9 protein-coding genes, 2 pseudogenes and 1 riboswitch are annotated in these 15870 nt (G+C 61.6%); of the genes and pseudogenes, 5 read left to right on the top strand and 6 right to left on the bottom strand.

Features of this window, described 5'->3' with window-relative positions; all coding sequences use genetic code 11:
• Window positions 1-998: calcium-binding protein (locus M1B34_RS33805; protein ID WP_279653543.1), on the top strand; the 998-nt coding region annotated here is incomplete at its 5' end.
• 113 nt (window positions 999-1111) lie between these two features.
• On the opposite strand, the gene M1B34_RS32895 is transcribed toward M1B34_RS33805, so the two are convergent.
• The 5 genes from M1B34_RS32895 to M1B34_RS32875 all read right to left on the bottom strand — a co-directional run bounded on the left by M1B34_RS32895 (window position 1112) and on the right by M1B34_RS32875 (window position 10177).
• On the bottom strand, window positions 1112-3847 hold the full coding sequence (locus M1B34_RS32895) for a winged helix-turn-helix domain-containing protein (protein ID WP_268267355.1): 2736 nt from the start codon (window positions 3845-3847) through the stop codon (window positions 1112-1114).
• 245 nt (window positions 3848-4092) lie between these two features.
• Window positions 4093-5457, bottom strand: a complete 1365-nt coding sequence (locus M1B34_RS32890) for a DUF1329 domain-containing protein (RefSeq protein WP_268267356.1) — start codon at window positions 5455-5457, stop codon at window positions 4093-4095.
• A gap of 30 nt (window positions 5458-5487) precedes the next feature.
• A complete protein-coding gene (locus M1B34_RS32885) occupies window positions 5488-7344 on the bottom strand; it encodes a DUF1302 domain-containing protein (RefSeq protein WP_268267354.1) in 1857 nt (618 codons plus the stop codon).
• A 336-nt stretch (window positions 7345-7680) separates the two neighbouring features.
• Window positions 7681-9363 carry a fatty acid--CoA ligase gene (locus tag M1B34_RS32880; protein ID WP_268267353.1) on the bottom strand — a complete coding sequence of 561 codons (1683 nt, stop codon included), beginning with the start codon at window positions 9361-9363 and terminating at the stop codon, window positions 7681-7683.
• A gap of 184 nt (window positions 9364-9547) precedes the next feature.
• Window positions 9548-10177, bottom strand: a complete 630-nt coding sequence (locus M1B34_RS32875) for a LysE family translocator (RefSeq protein ID WP_268261264.1) — start codon at window positions 10175-10177, stop codon at window positions 9548-9550.
• An 84-nt stretch (window positions 10178-10261) separates the two neighbouring features.
• On the opposite strand from M1B34_RS32875, the pseudogene M1B34_RS32870 reads away from it, so the two are divergent.
• The 3 genes and pseudogenes from M1B34_RS32870 to M1B34_RS32860 all read left to right on the top strand — a co-directional run bounded on the left by M1B34_RS32870 (window position 10262) and on the right by M1B34_RS32860 (window position 13106).
• Window positions 10262-11226: pseudogene (locus M1B34_RS32870) on the top strand (2-hydroxyacid dehydrogenase).
• Window positions 11227-11258: 32 nt separating this feature from the next.
• Window positions 11259-12257 (top strand): class I SAM-dependent methyltransferase, encoded by a 999-nt coding sequence (locus tag M1B34_RS32865; RefSeq protein WP_268267352.1) that lies wholly within the window; start codon window positions 11259-11261, stop codon window positions 12255-12257.
• A gap of 51 nt (window positions 12258-12308) precedes the next feature.
• Window positions 12309-12410, top strand: a riboswitch (yybP-ykoY riboswitch).
• Window positions 12411-12521: 111 nt separating this feature from the next.
• Window positions 12522-13106: a TMEM165/GDT1 family protein gene (locus tag M1B34_RS32860; RefSeq protein WP_123337788.1), complete on the top strand. Its 585-nt coding sequence runs from the start codon at window positions 12522-12524 to the stop codon at window positions 13104-13106.
• Window positions 13107-13191: 85 nt separating this feature from the next.
• On the opposite strand, the gene M1B34_RS32855 is transcribed toward M1B34_RS32860, so the two are convergent.
• Complete coding sequence (locus tag M1B34_RS32855; protein ID WP_123337790.1) at window positions 13192-14010, bottom strand: M48 family metallopeptidase; 819 nt, start codon at window positions 14008-14010, stop codon at window positions 13192-13194.
• A gap of 273 nt (window positions 14011-14283) precedes the next feature.
• Here M1B34_RS32855 and M1B34_RS32850 point away from each other — a divergent pair.
• Window positions 14284-15870 (top strand): annotated as a pseudogene (locus M1B34_RS32850) (methyl-accepting chemotaxis protein); the annotation flags it as partial.

Here is a 15870-nt window from a genome sequence, read left to right as displayed (position 1 = left end):
CCCTGAACAACCGCATCACCGGCAACGCGGGCAACAACATCCTCGACGGCGGCGCCGGCATCGACACCTTGGTCGGTGGCCTGGGCAACGACACCTACATCGTTGACAACATCCGTGACGTGATCGTGGAAACCAGCAAGCTGGCCGACGAAATCGACACCGTGATCTCCTCGGTCAACTGGACCCTGGGCGCCAACCTGGAAAACCTCACACTCAGCGGCAGCGATAACCTCAATGGCACCGGCAACACCCTGAACAACGTGCTGATCGGCAACGCTGGCAACAACCTGCTGGATGGCAAGACCGGCCTGGACACCATGGAAGGCGGTGACGGCAACGACACCTACGTACTGGACCAGTTCGGCGAACTGAGGTTGATCACGGAGTTGGCCAACGAGGGCAACGACACCCTGAACATCACCTATAACGCCACCGCCACCACCGACGTCGTCGATCTGAGCGCCCTCAACCTGCTCAATGTGGAGAACGTCAACCTGGTGGGCAGCGGGCTGTTCCGGGTCGTCGGCAACGATCAGGACAACACCCTAATGGGCAACGCCCAGGCCAATATCCTGGAGGGCGGTGCCGGTAACGACGTGCTCAATGGCGGCGCGGGTAATGACACGCTGGATGGCGGCGCAGGCGACGATATCCTGATCGGTGGCCTGGGCACGGACACACTCACCGGTGGCACCGGCGCCGACCGCTTTGTCTTCAATCTGTTGAAGGAGTTGGGCCTGGGCACAGCACGGGATGTGATCACTGACTTCAGCAGCGCCGAAGGCGACAAGATCGACCTGACCAAAATCGACGCCAACCTGCTCAAGACCGGTCTCGACGCCTTCACCTTTATCGGCTCCGAAAGCTTCACCGGCGCCGGGCAGCTGCGCTTCGAGAACCACATACTCTCGGGCAATATCAACGGCAACCTGGCCGCGGACTTCGAGATTCAACTAGTGGGTGTCACCAGCTTCACCGCCAACGACCTAGTGGCCTAAACCCAGGCCTCACCCAAAACGCCCCGACATCCGGGGCGTTTTTTTATCCTGTAGGCGCCGGCTTGCCGGCGATAGGCGATCGCCACGCCCAATCAAGCCCGACAGACGCCTCCTCAACCCAGCAACCCCAAATCCTGAGCTCGGGCCACCGCCTGGGTCCGCCGCTCCACGCCCAGCTTGCTGTTGATATGGCTGGCGTGGGTTTTCACCGTATGCAGGGAAATGAACAACCGCTCGCTGATTTCCTGATTGGAGCAGCCGTGAGCAATCAACTGCAGCACCGCCAGCTCCCGGGAGCTCAGGGTCTCACTGTGATGCGCAGCCTCGCTGAGCTCTCGTACAACGGCCTGCGGCAGCCGCGCCAACAAGGCCTCGGCCAAGGGGCTTTGCTGAGCCTGCTGCAACTGCTCGCGCAACCACTGGGGGTGCTCGCGAATCAACCCGTCGAACGGCTGCAACGCCCCTCCCTGGGCCGACTCCAGGGCCTGGATAAACGCCTGGCGAGCCTGAGGGACACGGCCGCTGGCCAGCAGCAAACTGACCTTCTGACTCAGGGCCATCAGGCTCAGCAACTGCCGACCACTTTGCTGGCCGTGTTCAAGCAAGCGCTCCAGGCGCTGCTCGGCAAGCTCCGGCTGGCCCTGGATACGCTCCAGCAGCGCCTGTTGCAGCTCAATGTGCAGCGGCAGTTGCGGGTGGAATTCCGGTGGAGCCGCGGCCTGGCCGCCGGTGTAGGTCTGGCCCAGGCGGGTGAGCCAGGCCTGAGCCAGATCAGTACGGCCCTGAGCCAGCCACAGCTCGCACTTCACCAGGGTAATCATCGCCAGGTAGTAGATCGGCGGCACATCCCAGATGTGCATCAGGCGCTCAGCCTCGGCCAACTCGGCGAAGGCCCTGGCGAACTGCCCGGCCTGGCCTTCCAGCTTGGCAATCACGCAATGCCCGATCAGCACGCTGATATCCCGGCAGGCACGCGCCTCCACCAGCCCGGCCTGCAAACGCGCCAACCCCGCCTCGGGCTGCAAACGCAGGGTCAGCAGATAACCTTCGTACAAAGTCAGCCGGGCACGCACCGCATACAAACGTTGCGCCGATAAGCCCAGCAGGCGTTCCTGGCCCAGGCGCACCTCTTCCTGGGCCCTCAGCACTTCGCCACGGGCCTGCAGCACCCGCGCTCGATCGTAATGGGACAGCGCCTCGAACAACGGATTGCCGACCCGCTGCGCCAGCTCCAGCGACTCGCGGTTCAGGCTCCGGGCACGCCACAGGTCGGCGTCGGCAATGGCCAGATTGGACAGGGTCGACAGGCACATCAGGCGTTGCCCATAACGCTTGTGGGGCAAGCTGGCGAGCGCCTCGCTGCAATAGCTCAGGGTCAACTCACGGTGGCCTCGCCCCCGGGCGATGATGCCGCTCAAGGCCAGCCATTGCGCGAGCATGGACTTTTGCGCCGTGGCCGAAGGCGCCGGCAGGAAGCGACTCAAATGGGCCGCCAGCTCCTCGGCAGCATCCAACTGACACGCCAGCCCCAAGGCCCAGCTGTACAACACAATCAGGCGCGGCGTGCTGATCAGCAGGCTGTCGGGCAGGTCCATTTTCCAGCGCAGCAACATGCCGACGTTCTGTTCCGCCAGCAGTTGTTCTTCAGACAGGTTCTGCACCAGGTTGGCCGCCACATCCAGGTGACCGGCGCGCAAGGCCTGCTCCACCGCCTCGTCCAGCAGCCCCTGGGCGTTGAACCAGCGACAGGCCCGCAGGTGCAGGCTGGCCGCGGGCACGACCGCATCGGCCGTTGGGCGGGTGCGCAACAGGTCGGAAAACAGGTGGTGATAACGGTACCAATGGCCGTGTTCGTCCAGCGGCACCAGGAATACTTGATGGGCCTGGAGAAACCGCAGGATCTCGGCACTGTCATGGGCTTCGCGAATGGCGTCGCACAGTTCGCTGCAAAAACGCTCTTGGGATGCGGTGTCGTACAGAAAAGCTTGCACCTCGGCGGGCAGGCAATCGATGACCTCTTCCAGCAAATAATCGCGAATCAGCCCCTCACCGCCGTGCAGGACCTGGGGCAAACCATCACTCCCGGCCTCGGACGCGGCCAACAGCCAGAAACGCAACCCGGCCACCCAGCCTTCACTGCGCCGGATCAGGTTTTCCAGGGCCTCGCCGCGCAGTGAACTGCTGTGGCGATCAAGCAATCTCAAGGATTCGTCATGGGTCAGGCGCAGATCCTGCTCATGCAATTCGAGCAACTGCCGCGACAAGCGCAAGCGAGCCAGGTGCCAGTCCGGGCGTTGCCGGCTGGTGACCAGCACCAGCAAGCCATCGGGCAGGTGGTTGAGGAAAAACTGCAGGCAACGGTCCAGCACCGGGCCCTGAGCCAAGTGGTAGTCGTCGAGTACCAGTAACAAGGGCGAAGCGCTGGATAAATGCACCGCCAACTCATCCAGCAGCCCGTCCAGCCACTCTTCGAAGGCGAACGGTTGATGGCGTTGGCGCATTTTCAGCAGCCCGAGAGATTGGCCACCCAACAGGGGGAAATATTGCTGCAGGCCCTCCATCAGCCGTTCGAGAAACCGTCCCGGATCGTTGTCCCGTCGGCTCAACCCCAGCCACAGGCTGTGCCAATGACTCGGCAGGCCCTGGCAAAACTCCACGGCCAGGGAGCTTTTACCGAACCCGGCGGGCGCGCACACCAGCAACAGGCGCCCGCTCAAGCCGGCACTCAAGCGCTCGCACAAACGGCCTCGCGGAACATGGCCATCGGGCAAGGGAGGTCGATAAAAGCGCCCTTCCAACGCGGGAATTGCCGCACTGGCAGGTCCTGGAATTCGGGACAGCTCAGTCATAGCCAACTCTTATTGATGTGCGGGTGTCGGCGTCGCAGATGCCCGCAGACTAGCCGTAAAAACCGGCCATTTGGAGATTTTTGCTACAGATGGATAGAAAACGCCTACAAAGAAAATGTAACGATCTGTAGTCGAGCCAGATTTATCCCAATGAACATTAGACCAAGCCATAAAAAGTCCAAAAAAAACGCCCCCGAACCAGTCGGGGCGTTTAGCGAGGATGCGGCCTCTATAGTTACAACCGATTAACGCACGCCGTCTTGGCGCAGAGCTGCGGGGGTGAAATCGCTGGTGGTGGCGGTGAAGCCAAAGTCGTAGGCCTGTTTCTCTTCGTTCTTCATGCCCAGCGCCAGGTAGCGGCCGGACTGCAGGTCGTAGAGGGTTTCCAGGGCGTACCACGGCACTTGCTTGTCGTAGTAGTTCTCGGCATGGGCCTCGGCCACGCGCCACAGTTGGCCGCGACCGTCGTAATGATCGATCACTGCCGCCTGCCAGGTGTCCTCGTCGATGTAGAAGTCACGCTTGGCGTAGATGTGACGCTGGCCTTCCTTCAAGGTGGCGACCACGTGCCAGACACGGCGCAACTCGTAGCGCGCCAGGTCCTGGTTGATGTGGCCGGCCTTGATGATGTCGGCGTACTTCAGGGTCGGCGAGTCGAGCTTGTAGCTGTCGGAGGCGATGTACATCTCCTTCTTGCCTTCCAGCTTCCAGTCGTAGCGATCCGGGGCGCCGTTGTACATGTCCAGGTTGTCGGAGGTACGCAGGCCATCGGCGGCAGTACCCGGGCCGTCATAGGACACTTGCGGCGCACGACGCACACGGCGTTGGCCGGCGTTGTAGACCCACGCCGAACGCGGTTCCTTCACTTGGTCCAGGGTTTCGTGAACCAGCAGCACGCCACCGGCCAGGCGCGCCGGAGCGGTCACTTTCTGCTTGAAGTAGAACAGGATGTTGCCCGGGTTTTTCGGGTCGTAATCCTTCATCTTGTCGCGGAACACGAACTGGTCCTGGAAGTACACCAGGCTGTAGGAGCCGTTGGCTTGCGGCGTGGCCTGGGTCACCAGGCGGGTCACGCTGCCACCGCGATAACGGGTGATGTGGTTCCAGATGACTTCCACACCGCTCTTCGGAATCGGGAACGGTACGGCAGTTTCGAAGTTCTCCAGGCCGTTGCCGCCAGACACCAGACTGGTGTTGGTGGCGTTGCGCTTGATAGCGGCGAACACATCCGCGGGCACCGTGGCACCACGATGGGAGGGGTAGACCGGCATCTTGAAGGTTTCCGGGTAGCGTTTGAACATCGCGTACTGGCCGGGTGCCAACTTGTCTTTGTATTGATCGACGTTCTGCGCCGTGATGGTGAATTGCGGCTGCTCACTGGCGTAAGGGTTGGACAGGAACCCCTTGCTGTCTACAGTCCCGGCATTGGTCGCCAGCGGCTTCCAGGCGGGAATGGTACCGGCGGCGTTGCCGGCCATTTCCGCGCCCATCGGCGTCAGGCTGGTGCCCAGCTTGGCCGCTTCGTCGGCCGACACCGCGGCCATGACGCTGGTCGCCAACAGCGACAGGCCTAGCACACCGATATGCAACAGACTCTTGGTGGTTTTCATCATGTTGTTCTTCCTGAAAAGACAGTGAGCTTAGAAGTTCGCGCCAACGCTGAAGGCCACGAAGTCCCGGTCGTCCACGGTGCTGTAATCGCCGCCAAAGAAGTTGGTGTAGGCCAGGCTCGCGGTGTAAGTGTTCTGGTACTCGGCGTCCAGCCCGAGGCTGATGGCCTTGCGACCTTCCTCGAAGTTGCCGCCAGGGCCTGGCGAGTAACCTTTGACGTCATGGGACCAGGCCACGTTGGGCTTGAAGTTGACGCCTGCGAACACATCCGGGTATTCCCAGATCGCCCGACCGCGGTAGCCCCAGGACGTGGCGGTGGTGAAGCCGTCATTGTTGCAGTTGCTGTTGACGTTGCTGGCAGTGGTACCCGCACCCGCTGCGGTCCCGGCGTTAAGGGTGGTGCAGAAGCCATTGGGCAACTCGCCTGGACCGAATACCGGGTCACGGCCATAACGCACATCGGATTTGCTTTCCAGGCCGCCCACATGGGTCACGCCAATCTCGCCCACCAGGGTCAGGCGGCTGGCGCCCATGACCTGATCGAGGAAGTGGGTAAAGGTGGTCTGGAACTGGGTGACTTCCTTACGCCGATAGCCATGCAGGTCCTGGCCTGGACTCCCCTTCAGCAGCGACGCATCTTGAAAGCCGCCAATGGGGGTCACACCCGCATACAGGATGTCGGTGGAGTTCAACTGCACCGGTGCGTTAGGCCGGTAGCTCAACTCGCCGCTCCAGGCGGTGCCGGTGGGCAAGGTGGTCGAGAAGCTCAAACCGTACAGGCGAATGTCTTCCGGGTACTCGACGAAGTAGTTGGAGTTGCCGGCGACGATCAACGGCCGTGCGCCCGCAAGAGGCCCCAGCGGCACGTTGTAGTAGAACTGCGAGGCGCCCTGGGCGCTGAAGATTGGCGCACGGCTGTGATAGTTCATGAAATAGGCGCCGAACTCGGTGTCCAGCGGCTCAAAGTTGTAGTGGAAGGCCACCCCGAACTGACCACTGTCACGGGCATCACGATCTGGGCCACGGCGAACCAGGGCACCTTCTTCGTTAACGTCCACGCCCAAGGCATCGATGGTCGGAAGCGCCAATGGGTTGATGGTCGAACGCTTGTTCAAGACGCGCAGGTTGTTGTCACAGCCGTCGGAAATGATGTCCGGCTGGGAGAAGAAGGTGCCGCAGTTGTCGGTCACCGTCTGGTCCCATTCCAGTTGGTAGAACGCCTCGGCCGAGAGGTTGTCGGTCAGGGTCTGGGACACGTAGAACATGTTGACCGGGATCAGGCCTTCCTTGATCTCCGCGCCTGGGCGACGGAACGCCGAGACGTCGATCGGGTTGATCGAGTTGATGCCGCCACCGATAAAGGTGCTCTCGCCCCAACTCACCACCTGCTTGCCGAAACGCACGGAACCCGGCTGATCGGCAATCGCGTAGTTGTGGTAGATGAAGGCGTCGAGGATCTGCCCGCCGGAGGACTTGGCGCCTTCCTTGCGGTTGCTGTCGCTGATGTCCTTGAACAAGCGGCTCTCGTCCTTCAGCTCAAAGTCATACCAGTACTTGCCACGCACAAAGACGCCGGTGTCACCGTACTTCAGCTCCAGGTCATGGATACCCTTGAAGATCTTCGAGAAGGTCTCCCCACGCTTGAAGTTCAGGTGACCGTCATCGGAAGTTTGCGACAACCCCTTGCCGCCATTGTTGGCGCCAATCAGGTCGCGATTGGCTTTTGACGTAGACCAACTGGCCCCCAGCGACAGGGACGAGTCGAAGCTGCCTTCGATTTCACCGACGTTGAAGGTGACACCGAATGCCGGGCCGGCGAGCGTTGAAGCGAGGCTGACGGCCAGAGGCAGTTTCGCCCGGCGCCAGAACTGGTTTGCAGAGGTCATCGACGCTACTCCATGTGCATTATTGTTATGGCAGTGAGTTCTTCTAAAAACGCTTCGAAAGAAGGGCAAACAGACCTTGCGTCCCCCTCCAAAGTTGCATGGCGCAGCGCACTGCGCGGTGCATCGTTCTTAAGAATTCCTTGAACGGACTATATCCAGCAGGGGGTAGTGCTTGATCCCTCTAAAGTGTGATTTGCAGACCCCGCGCGCGCTGGAGCGCCCCTTTGCCATACCAGCAGAAACTGGCGATGGGAGAATGGCTGAAAATTCGGATTTCACAAGCCAAGCGCTTGCTTGGTGGGCATGTCGTGCCCTTTCGGGCACGACAACGGACGCTCAGAGCGTGGAGAGGAAGGTGCTATTACTGGCTTGCCATTCGCTGATATCGACGCGGATGCGCTTCTTGTCGAGCTTACCGACGCTGGTCTTGGGAATTTCAGTAACAAGGGCGATCTGACTGGGGATGGCCCACTTGCTCAGGTGGCCCAGTTCGACAAAAGGCTTGAGGTGTTCCTTGAGCTCCTTGGCCCCGATCACATGGCCTTCACGGATCACCAGCAGGGCAAACGGCCGCTCGCCCCACTGCGGGTCGGCAATCCCCACCACTGCTACTTCACGTACCGCCACATGACGGCTGATGAGGTCCTCCAGGTCCAGGGAGGAGATCCATTCGCCGCCGGTCTTGATCAGATCCTTGATACGGTCGCGGATATCGATCACGCCCATGCTGTCCAGGGTCGCCACGTCGCCGGTGTGCAGCCAGCCGCCGTGCCACAGTTCGGCGCCTTTTTGCGGCTCGTTGAAATACCCCTCGGTCAGCCACGGCGCACGCAACACCAATTCGCCCTGGGATTCGCCATCCGCCGGGAGGAAGTTGCCTTCAGCGTCGATGATCGCCGCCTCCACCAAGGGGCCTGGCACCCCGGCCTTGATCCGGTAGGTGGTGCGTTCGTCTTCGCTGCCTGCCATCAGTTCGTCATTGAGGTGGGCGCATGACACCAGAGGGCCGGTTTCCGACATGCCATAGGCGGCCGTCAACTGGATCCCCTTGGCCTTGGCGGCGTCGTACAGAGCACGGTTCAGGGCGCTGCCGCCAATGACAATCTTCCAGCCGCCGAAGTCGGTGCCTTGGGCGGCCTTGGCGTTAAGCAGCATCTGCAGGATGGTCGGCACGCAGTGGGAGAAGGTGACCTTTTCCTTACGCCACAACTCCACCAGGAACTCGGGGTCGTAGCGACCGGGATAGACCTGCTTCAGGCCCAACATGGTGGCCACGTACGGCAGGCCCCAGGCATGCACATGGAACATCGGGGTAATGGGCATGTACACATCGTTACTGCCCAGCAGGCGCACGCTGTCGATGGAGCCCATGATGGTCGACACACCCATGGTGTGCAGGACCAACTGCCGATGGGTGAAGTACACGCCCTTGGGGTTGCCGGTAGTACCGGTGGTGTAGAAGGTGGTGGCAACGGAGTTTTCGTCGAAATCCTCGAACGTGTACTGGGTACTGGCAGCGGCCAGCAAGGTTTCGTACTCGCCCACCAGGTTCGGCAGTTCCGCGGTTTTTTCCGGGCCGTCGGTGAGCAGCAGGGTCTTGTCCACTGTGGTCAGGTGCCCGGCGATCGCCTGGTAGAGCCCTACAAACTCGCTGTTGACCAGCACGAAGCGGTCTTCGGCATGGTTCATGGTGTAGAGGATCTGCTCCGGCGACAGGCGCACATTGATGGTGTGGATCACCGCGCCGATCATCGGGATGGCAAACATGCATTCCAGATAGCGATGGCTGTCCCAGTCCATCACCGCCACGGTATCCCCGGCCTTGACCCCGGCCTCGGTCAGTACGTTGGCCAACCGCGCCACACGCTCAATCAGGGTTGGGTAGGTGTAACGCAGCTTGTCCCGATAAATGATTTCGCGGGTTTTCTCATAGCGGGCGCCCGACATCAGCAGCCGTTTGATCAGTAGTGGGTATTGGTAAGCACCGTCGGCTGGCGGAATCACACGAGTCTGCAACATAAGAATCCCTTTTCTGACTGCTCGGTCGTAGCTGAAGAATGCTCACTCTAGAGCTCCTGCGCCACCGCTAAATCAGCCAAAGGGATGATTTGCAGGGCCCCCAAATACTAGCTTTAAGCCAGTATTTGTGGGGCATTCCTGGGTTCCAGGCCCTTGAATCAGCCGAATCGGCACCCTGCCCCGCTCAATGCATCTCGGTAAAAGCCAGTTTCACACCGATGGCGATCAGCACCGCGCCCATGGTCCGATCAAACCAGTGCCCCATGCGGGCAAACCCGGCACGCACCCGCTGCTGGCTGAACAGCATCGCCACCAGGCAGAACCAGACCGCCGTGGCGGCCGCCAGGTAGACGCCGTAACCGGCCTGGATCGCCAAAGGCGTATGCGGGTTGATGACCACGGTAAACAGCGACAGGAAGAACAGTGTGGCCTTGGGGTTCAGGCCATTGGTGACGAAACCGGAAGTGAAGGCACCGCGGGCCGTGCGCTCGCCAGCCTCCTGCTGCAGGTCATCCGCTGCCGGCTTGGCCGGCTGCGCGCGCAGGGCCTTGAAGCCGATGTACAGCAGGTAAGCCGCCGCCAGCCATTTCAGGGCGTTGAACAGCACGATCGACTGGGACACGATCAGGCCGATGCCCAGCAGCGAATACCCCACATGCAGAAAGATGGCCGAGCCCACACCCAGGGCGGTCCAGGTGCCAGCACGGCGGCCATGGGTCACGCTTTCGCGCACCACCACGGCGAAGTCAGGCCCGGGGCTGGCCACGGCCAGCAGGTGAATCAAGGCAACGGTCAGAAACTCGGTGAGGTACATGGACGCTCCTGCATGTGTCTAATTATTTCATCTGTTAGGCTCGGCAGATTACGCCTTCGAACCCTTGTGCAAAAGGTACAGTTGATGACCAACAATCACCGCGCGGTCTTCCTTGATCACCCTTCCCTGGACCTCGGGGACCTTGATATGACCCCGCTGCGCGAGACCTTCAACGAGCTGGAGCTCTGCGCGCAAACCGCACCTGAACAGGTGATCGAACGCCTGCAGGGGGCGCAGGTCGCCATCAGCAATAAAGTGCTGCTGGATGCGCGCACCCTGGCTGCGTGCCCCGATCTGCGACTGATCCTGGTGGCCGCCACCGGCACCAACAACATCGACCTGGCCGCCGCCCGCGCCCAAGGCATCAGCGTCAGCAACTGCCAGGGCTACGGCACCCCCTCGGTGGCCCAGCACACCCTGATGCTGCTGCTCAACCTGGCCACCGCCTGCGGGACTACCAGGACGCGGTCGGTGCCGGTCGCTGGCAGCAAGCCAAGCAGTTCTGCCTGCTGGACTACCCCATCATCGAACTCGAAGGTAAAACCCTCGGCCTGCTGGGCCACGGTGAGTTAGGCAGCGCCGTGGCGCGCCTGGCGGAAGCCTTCGGCATGCGTGTGTTGCTGGGGCAGATTCCCGGTCGCCCGGCCCGGGCCGACCGCCTGCCCTTGGACGAGTTGCTGCCCCAGGTCGACGCCCTGACCCTGCACTGCCCGCTCAACGAACACACCCGCCACATGATCGGCGCCCGGGAGCTGGCCTTGCTCAAGCCCAGCGCCCTGGTGGTCAACACCGCTCGCGGCGGCCTGATCGACGAACAAGCCCTGGCCGACACCTTGCGCAGCGGCCACTTGGGCGGCGCAGCCACCGATGTGCTGAGTGTCGAACCGCCTAGCACTGGCAATCCGTTGTTGGCCAATGACATCCCGCGCTTGATCGTTACGCCCCACAACGCCTGGGGCAGCCGCGAGGCCCGGCAGCGCATCGTCGGCCAACTGGCGGAAAATGCCCGGGCATTTTTCAACGGCGCACCGCTGCGGGTTGTGAATTGATAAACTGCGCCACTTTTTTTCAGGTGCAGACAATGGACACTCGCAGCGAAGTACTGCTACGCCAGGCTGAATTGTTTCAAGGTTCCCTGCTGCTGGCCGGTTTGCCCGCCGACGATCTGCTCGGTCGTCTGCCCAATGCCCGCGGCTGGTGCTGGCACGCCGGTGACCAGGCCGCCTTGGATGCGCGCTTTGCCGGGCGCAGCCATTTCGGCGTGCACGCCCCCAACGAAGCCTTCGAAACGGCGGTGTTGTTCCTGCCCAAATCCAAGGACCTGACCGACTATCTGCTCAACGCCCTGGCCTCGCGTCTGGCCGGCCGTGAGTTGTACCTGGTGGGCGAAAAACGCAGCGGCGTGGAAAGTGCGGCCAAGCAGCTCAACCCCTTCGGCAAGCCGCGCAAGCTGGACAGCGCGCGGCACTGCCAACTGTGGCAAGTGACCGTGGCCAACGCCCCCGAGGCGGTCGCCCTGGAAAGCCTGGCCCAGGAATATGAACTGCCCCTGGCCGAAGGCCCGCTCAAAGTCGTCAGCCTGCCGGGGGTATTCAGCCATGGACGCCTGGATCGCGGCAGCGCACTGCTGCTGGAGCACCTGGACAAACTGCCGAGCGGCCATGTGCTGGACTTCGGTTGCGGCGCCGGGGTGCTCGGGGCCACGGTGAAACGCCGCTACCCCCACAACACCGTCACTCTGTTGGATGTCGACGCCTTTGCTACCGCCAGCAGCCGCCTGACCCTGGCCGCCAATGGCCTGGAAGCCGAGGTGCTGACCGGCGACGGAATCGACGCCGCGCCCATGGGCCTGAACAGCATCCTGACCAATCCGCCGTTCCATGTCGGGGTTCACACGGACTATCAAGCAACGGAAAACCTGCTGCGAAAAGCCAAGCAACATCTGAAAAATGGTGGCGAACTTCGGCTAGTTGCCAACAGCTTCCTGCGCTACCAACCGCTGATCGAAGAGCATCTGGGGCCTTGTTCGGTCAAGGCCGAAGGCCAGGGATTCCGGATCTACAGCGCCAAGCGTGGTTGAGATTATTTTTCACACACAAGGCTTGCCGAAAGGGTTTTGCCTAGGCAGAATCCGCTCCGTCCTAGGGGAGTAGTCTCCCACGAGCGCCACGCTCGTCCGGCATGCGTCAACATACTTGGTCAACAGACCATGGCGCATGCGACCCAGAGGTTCCGCACAGACGGATCCCGTGGTTTGACAAGACCTATGACACGCACACCTTACCCGGGGCGGGAAGGCTGTACGTGTCATAGCCGTGTCGACCCGCCCCTTAGGAAAACCCTGATGTTGGATTCTCTACTCGTCCCCACCGCAATCGTTGCCTTGGCCGAAATCGGCGACAAGACGCAACTGCTTGCCCTGATTCTTGCCGCACGCTTCCGCAAACCCTGGCCGATCATCGCCGGCATCGTCGCCGCGACCCTGGCCAACCACGCCGCTGCGGGGGCTGTCGGCGCCTGGGTCGGCAGTTTCTTCTCGGACGCAACGCTGCACTGGATACTTGCCGCCAGCTTCACCGCCACTGCGCTCTGGACCCTGGTCCCGGACAAAATGGACGATGACGAAGCCAGCACCGCACGCAAGTTCGGCCCATTCCTGACCACTCTGATCGCTTTCTTCCTCGCCGAAATCGGGGACAAGACCCAGGTCGCCACGGTGATGCTGGCCGCCCAGTACCCGGAGCTGTGGCTGGTGATCATCGGCACCACCCTGGGCATGCTGATTGCCAACGTGCCGGTGGTACTGGCCGGTAATTTTGCGGCGGACAAGTTGCCCCTGACCCTGATTCGTCGCCTGGCGGCGTCGGCCTTTGTCATTCTCGCCGTGGTGGCGGTGTACAAGGCCATGCAGAGCAGCGGCTGGCTGTAAATGAAATCGCCGGCCAGTCGGCCCCTACAAAGTACGTAGGAGCTGGCTTGCCGGCGAAAGCGTCACCGAGAATGACGCGGGGGGATCAAGACTTCTTGGCTTGCTCGTACAACGGCATCACCTTGGGAATCGCCGCCTGCAACGAAGCGATACGGCTGGTGGAAGCCGGGTGAGTGCTCATGAACTCAGGCGGTGCGGAACCGCCGGCAGCCTGGCCCATTTTGTTCCACAGGGTAATGGCTGCATTCGGGTTGTAACCGGCGCGAGCGGCCAGCTCCAGACCGATCAGGTCCGCTTCGTTTTCGTTCTCGCGGCTGTTGGGCAGGGTCATCAGCAAGCTCACGCCGTTGTCGCCCAGGGCGACGGTTTGCTGGGAAACCCCGAACAAAGTAGCAATCTGCTTGCCTGCGCCGACCGCGTACTGCTTGGACATGGCTTCACGACCGTGCTCGCGCAGGGCGTGGGCAATTTCATGACCCATCACCGCGGCGATTTCATCGTCGGTCAGTTTCAGTTTTTCGATCAGCCCGGAGTAGAAAATGATCTTGCCGCCAGGACCGCAGTTGGCGTTGAGCTCGTCACTCTTGATCAGGTTGACTTCCCATTTCCACTGCGCGCAATCAGGGCGGAAAGTGGGGGCCTGGGCGATCAGACGATCAGCAATGACCTGCAGACGCTTGGCGTTGGCACTGGTCTTGTCCAGCACACCCTGGCTGCTCGCCTCTCCCAGAGTCTCCTGGTAGGACTGAGCATAGGACTGGTTGACCTCGGCGCTGGACACCATGCTGAACATGGATTGCTTGCGATCCACGCCCACCACGCCTCCGCTGGTGGTGTTGACCGTTTCACAACCGGCGAGCAGAACCGCAGCACTCAGTGCGCACACAACTAATGACTTCTTCATGCAAACCTCCCTGAAAACATGGCGCGTATCCTAAGGGCGGAACTGTATCCGCGCCAGATGCAAAACACGTTATCGGTCGCAATTCAGATACATATGCCAACCCTGTAGGAAAAATTTCATATGCCCCGCCAGAGCGCCAACCACCCGGAATACGCCTTATCAATAGCGACATAAACCCATCTAAAACGGTCATATCGACACTCAAGGCTCATGACCCGCAAGGCGGCGGCCGATACAACACGGCAGACCTAAATTCCTGCGCCCGGAGCCTCTATGAAGTTCAAGTCGATCCAGTTTTCTGTGGCCGCATTGGCCGGTGCCATTATCCTCAGCGTGGTGGCAGCCCTGGTGGTCTACGCCCTGTTTTCCGGCGCTCGCACCCAGGACATGGTGCAACAGCGGACCCAGGCCCAGTTCGAGCAGGTCATCGAGCAGCGCCTGCGCGGGCTGGCACAGAACCAGGTCAGCCAGATCCTGCGTGACCTGGAAGCCCCGCTGCTGATTGCCGACGGCCTGGTGCGGGTCAACGCACTGCTGGGGGCCCGAGATGCCCAGGGCCAGGCGCAACTGAACCTGAGCCGCGAACAACTGATCGCCCTGCTCAAGGAAAACCTCGTAAAAAATCCGAAAATGCTCGGCGCCTATATCGCCTGGGAGCCGGGTGCCGTCGACCACAATGACGCGGCCTTCATCGGCAGCTCGGTCATCGGCATCGACGCCGCCAGCGGGCGCTTCCTGCCCTGGTGGTTCCGCAACGACGACGGCAGCCTGGGCCTGGACAAGCTGGCAGACGTGAATGACCAAAAACTCCTGTCCACCGGCGTGCGCGCCAGCGAGTACTACCTGTGCTCCAGGGACAGTAAAAAGTCCTGCGTGATCGACCCGGCCCCCTACAAGGTCGGGGACAAGGTGGTGATGCTCGCCTCCTTTATCCAGCCGATCCTGATCGATGGCCAGTTCCAGGGGATTGTCGGCGCCGACCTGTCGGTGAACTTCATCCAGGACATGCTCCTGAGCGCCAACCAGAAGCTCTACAACGGGGTCGGGGAAATGGCCCTGATCGGCAGCAATGGACGCCTGGTGGCCTACACCCAGGACTCGAGCAAATTCGGCGAGCCGGTCAGCACAGTGCTCGACGCCGAGAAGCTCGCCAAGCTGAACCACCTCAAGCGCGGCGAAGTGACGTACAGCGTCGATCAGGCCGGCAACGAGATCGAACTCTACCTGCCGTTCGGCATCGGCCAAACCGAGGCGCAATGGACCTTCATGCTGCACCTGCCCCTGGATGCAGTGATGGCTGACCTGCAAAAACTCCAGGGCGAACTGGCGGCCCAACGCAAGGCCGACACCTTCAGCATGGCCATGGTCGGCCTGGTGATTGCAGGCATCGGCCTGCTGGTGATCTGGTTGGTGGGCCATGGCATCGCCCGCCCCCTCAAACAAATGGTGGCCATGCTCGACGACATCGCCCAGGGCGAAGGCGACCTGACCCGCCGCCTGAGCAGCGACCGGGCCGATGAACTGGGCGCCATCGCCAAGGGCTTCAATACCTTCCTCGGCAAACTGCAGGCGATGATCACCCAGGTGGTGACCTCGGTGCAGAGCGTCAGCGACTCCTCGGAACACACCGCTGACATTGCCATTCGCACCAACCAAGGGGTGCACAAACAGATGGTGGAAATAGACCAGGTGGCCACCGCGGTGCATGAGATGACGGCCACCGCCCAGGACGTGGCGCGCAATGCAACCCAGGCCGCCCAAGCGCCAGCCACGCCCACCAGGCCGCGAGCCAGGCCTGCAGATTGTGCGCGACACCTCGGGGCCATCGGCGCCCTTGGCTGCGGAATCGGCAAGGCCGTC

The sequence above is a fragment of the Pseudomonas morbosilactucae genome, assembly GCF_023241715.1.
GTDB lineage: Bacteria > Pseudomonadota > Gammaproteobacteria > Pseudomonadales > Pseudomonadaceae > Aquipseudomonas > Aquipseudomonas morbosilactucae.
This window is presented reverse-complemented; position numbering and strand designations above follow the sequence as displayed.

What these genes read in the sequence shown, in the direction of transcription:
- M1B34_RS32885 (WP_268267354.1), bottom strand. Translation starts at nt 7,344, where the DNA reads ATGACCTCTGCAAACCAGTTCTGGCGCCGGGCGAAACTGCCTCTGGCC.
- M1B34_RS32895 (WP_268267355.1), bottom strand. Translation starts at nt 3,847, where the DNA reads ATGACTGAGCTGTCCCGAATTCCAGGACCTGCCAGTGCGGCAATTCCC.
- M1B34_RS32860 (WP_123337788.1), top strand. Translation starts at nt 12,522, where the DNA reads ATGTTGGATTCTCTACTCGTCCCCACCGCAATCGTTGCCTTGGCCGAA.
- M1B34_RS32855 (WP_123337790.1), bottom strand. Translation starts at nt 14,010, where the DNA reads ATGAAGAAGTCATTAGTTGTGTGCGCACTGAGTGCTGCGGTTCTGCTC.
- M1B34_RS32880 (WP_268267353.1), bottom strand. Translation starts at nt 9,363, where the DNA reads ATGTTGCAGACTCGTGTGATTCCGCCAGCCGACGGTGCTTACCAATAC.
- M1B34_RS32875 (WP_268261264.1), bottom strand. Translation starts at nt 10,177, where the DNA reads ATGTACCTCACCGAGTTTCTGACCGTTGCCTTGATTCACCTGCTGGCC.
- M1B34_RS32890 (WP_268267356.1), bottom strand. Translation starts at nt 5,457, where the DNA reads ATGAAAACCACCAAGAGTCTGTTGCATATCGGTGTGCTAGGCCTGTCG.
- M1B34_RS32865 (WP_268267352.1), top strand. Translation starts at nt 11,259, where the DNA reads ATGGACACTCGCAGCGAAGTACTGCTACGCCAGGCTGAATTGTTTCAA.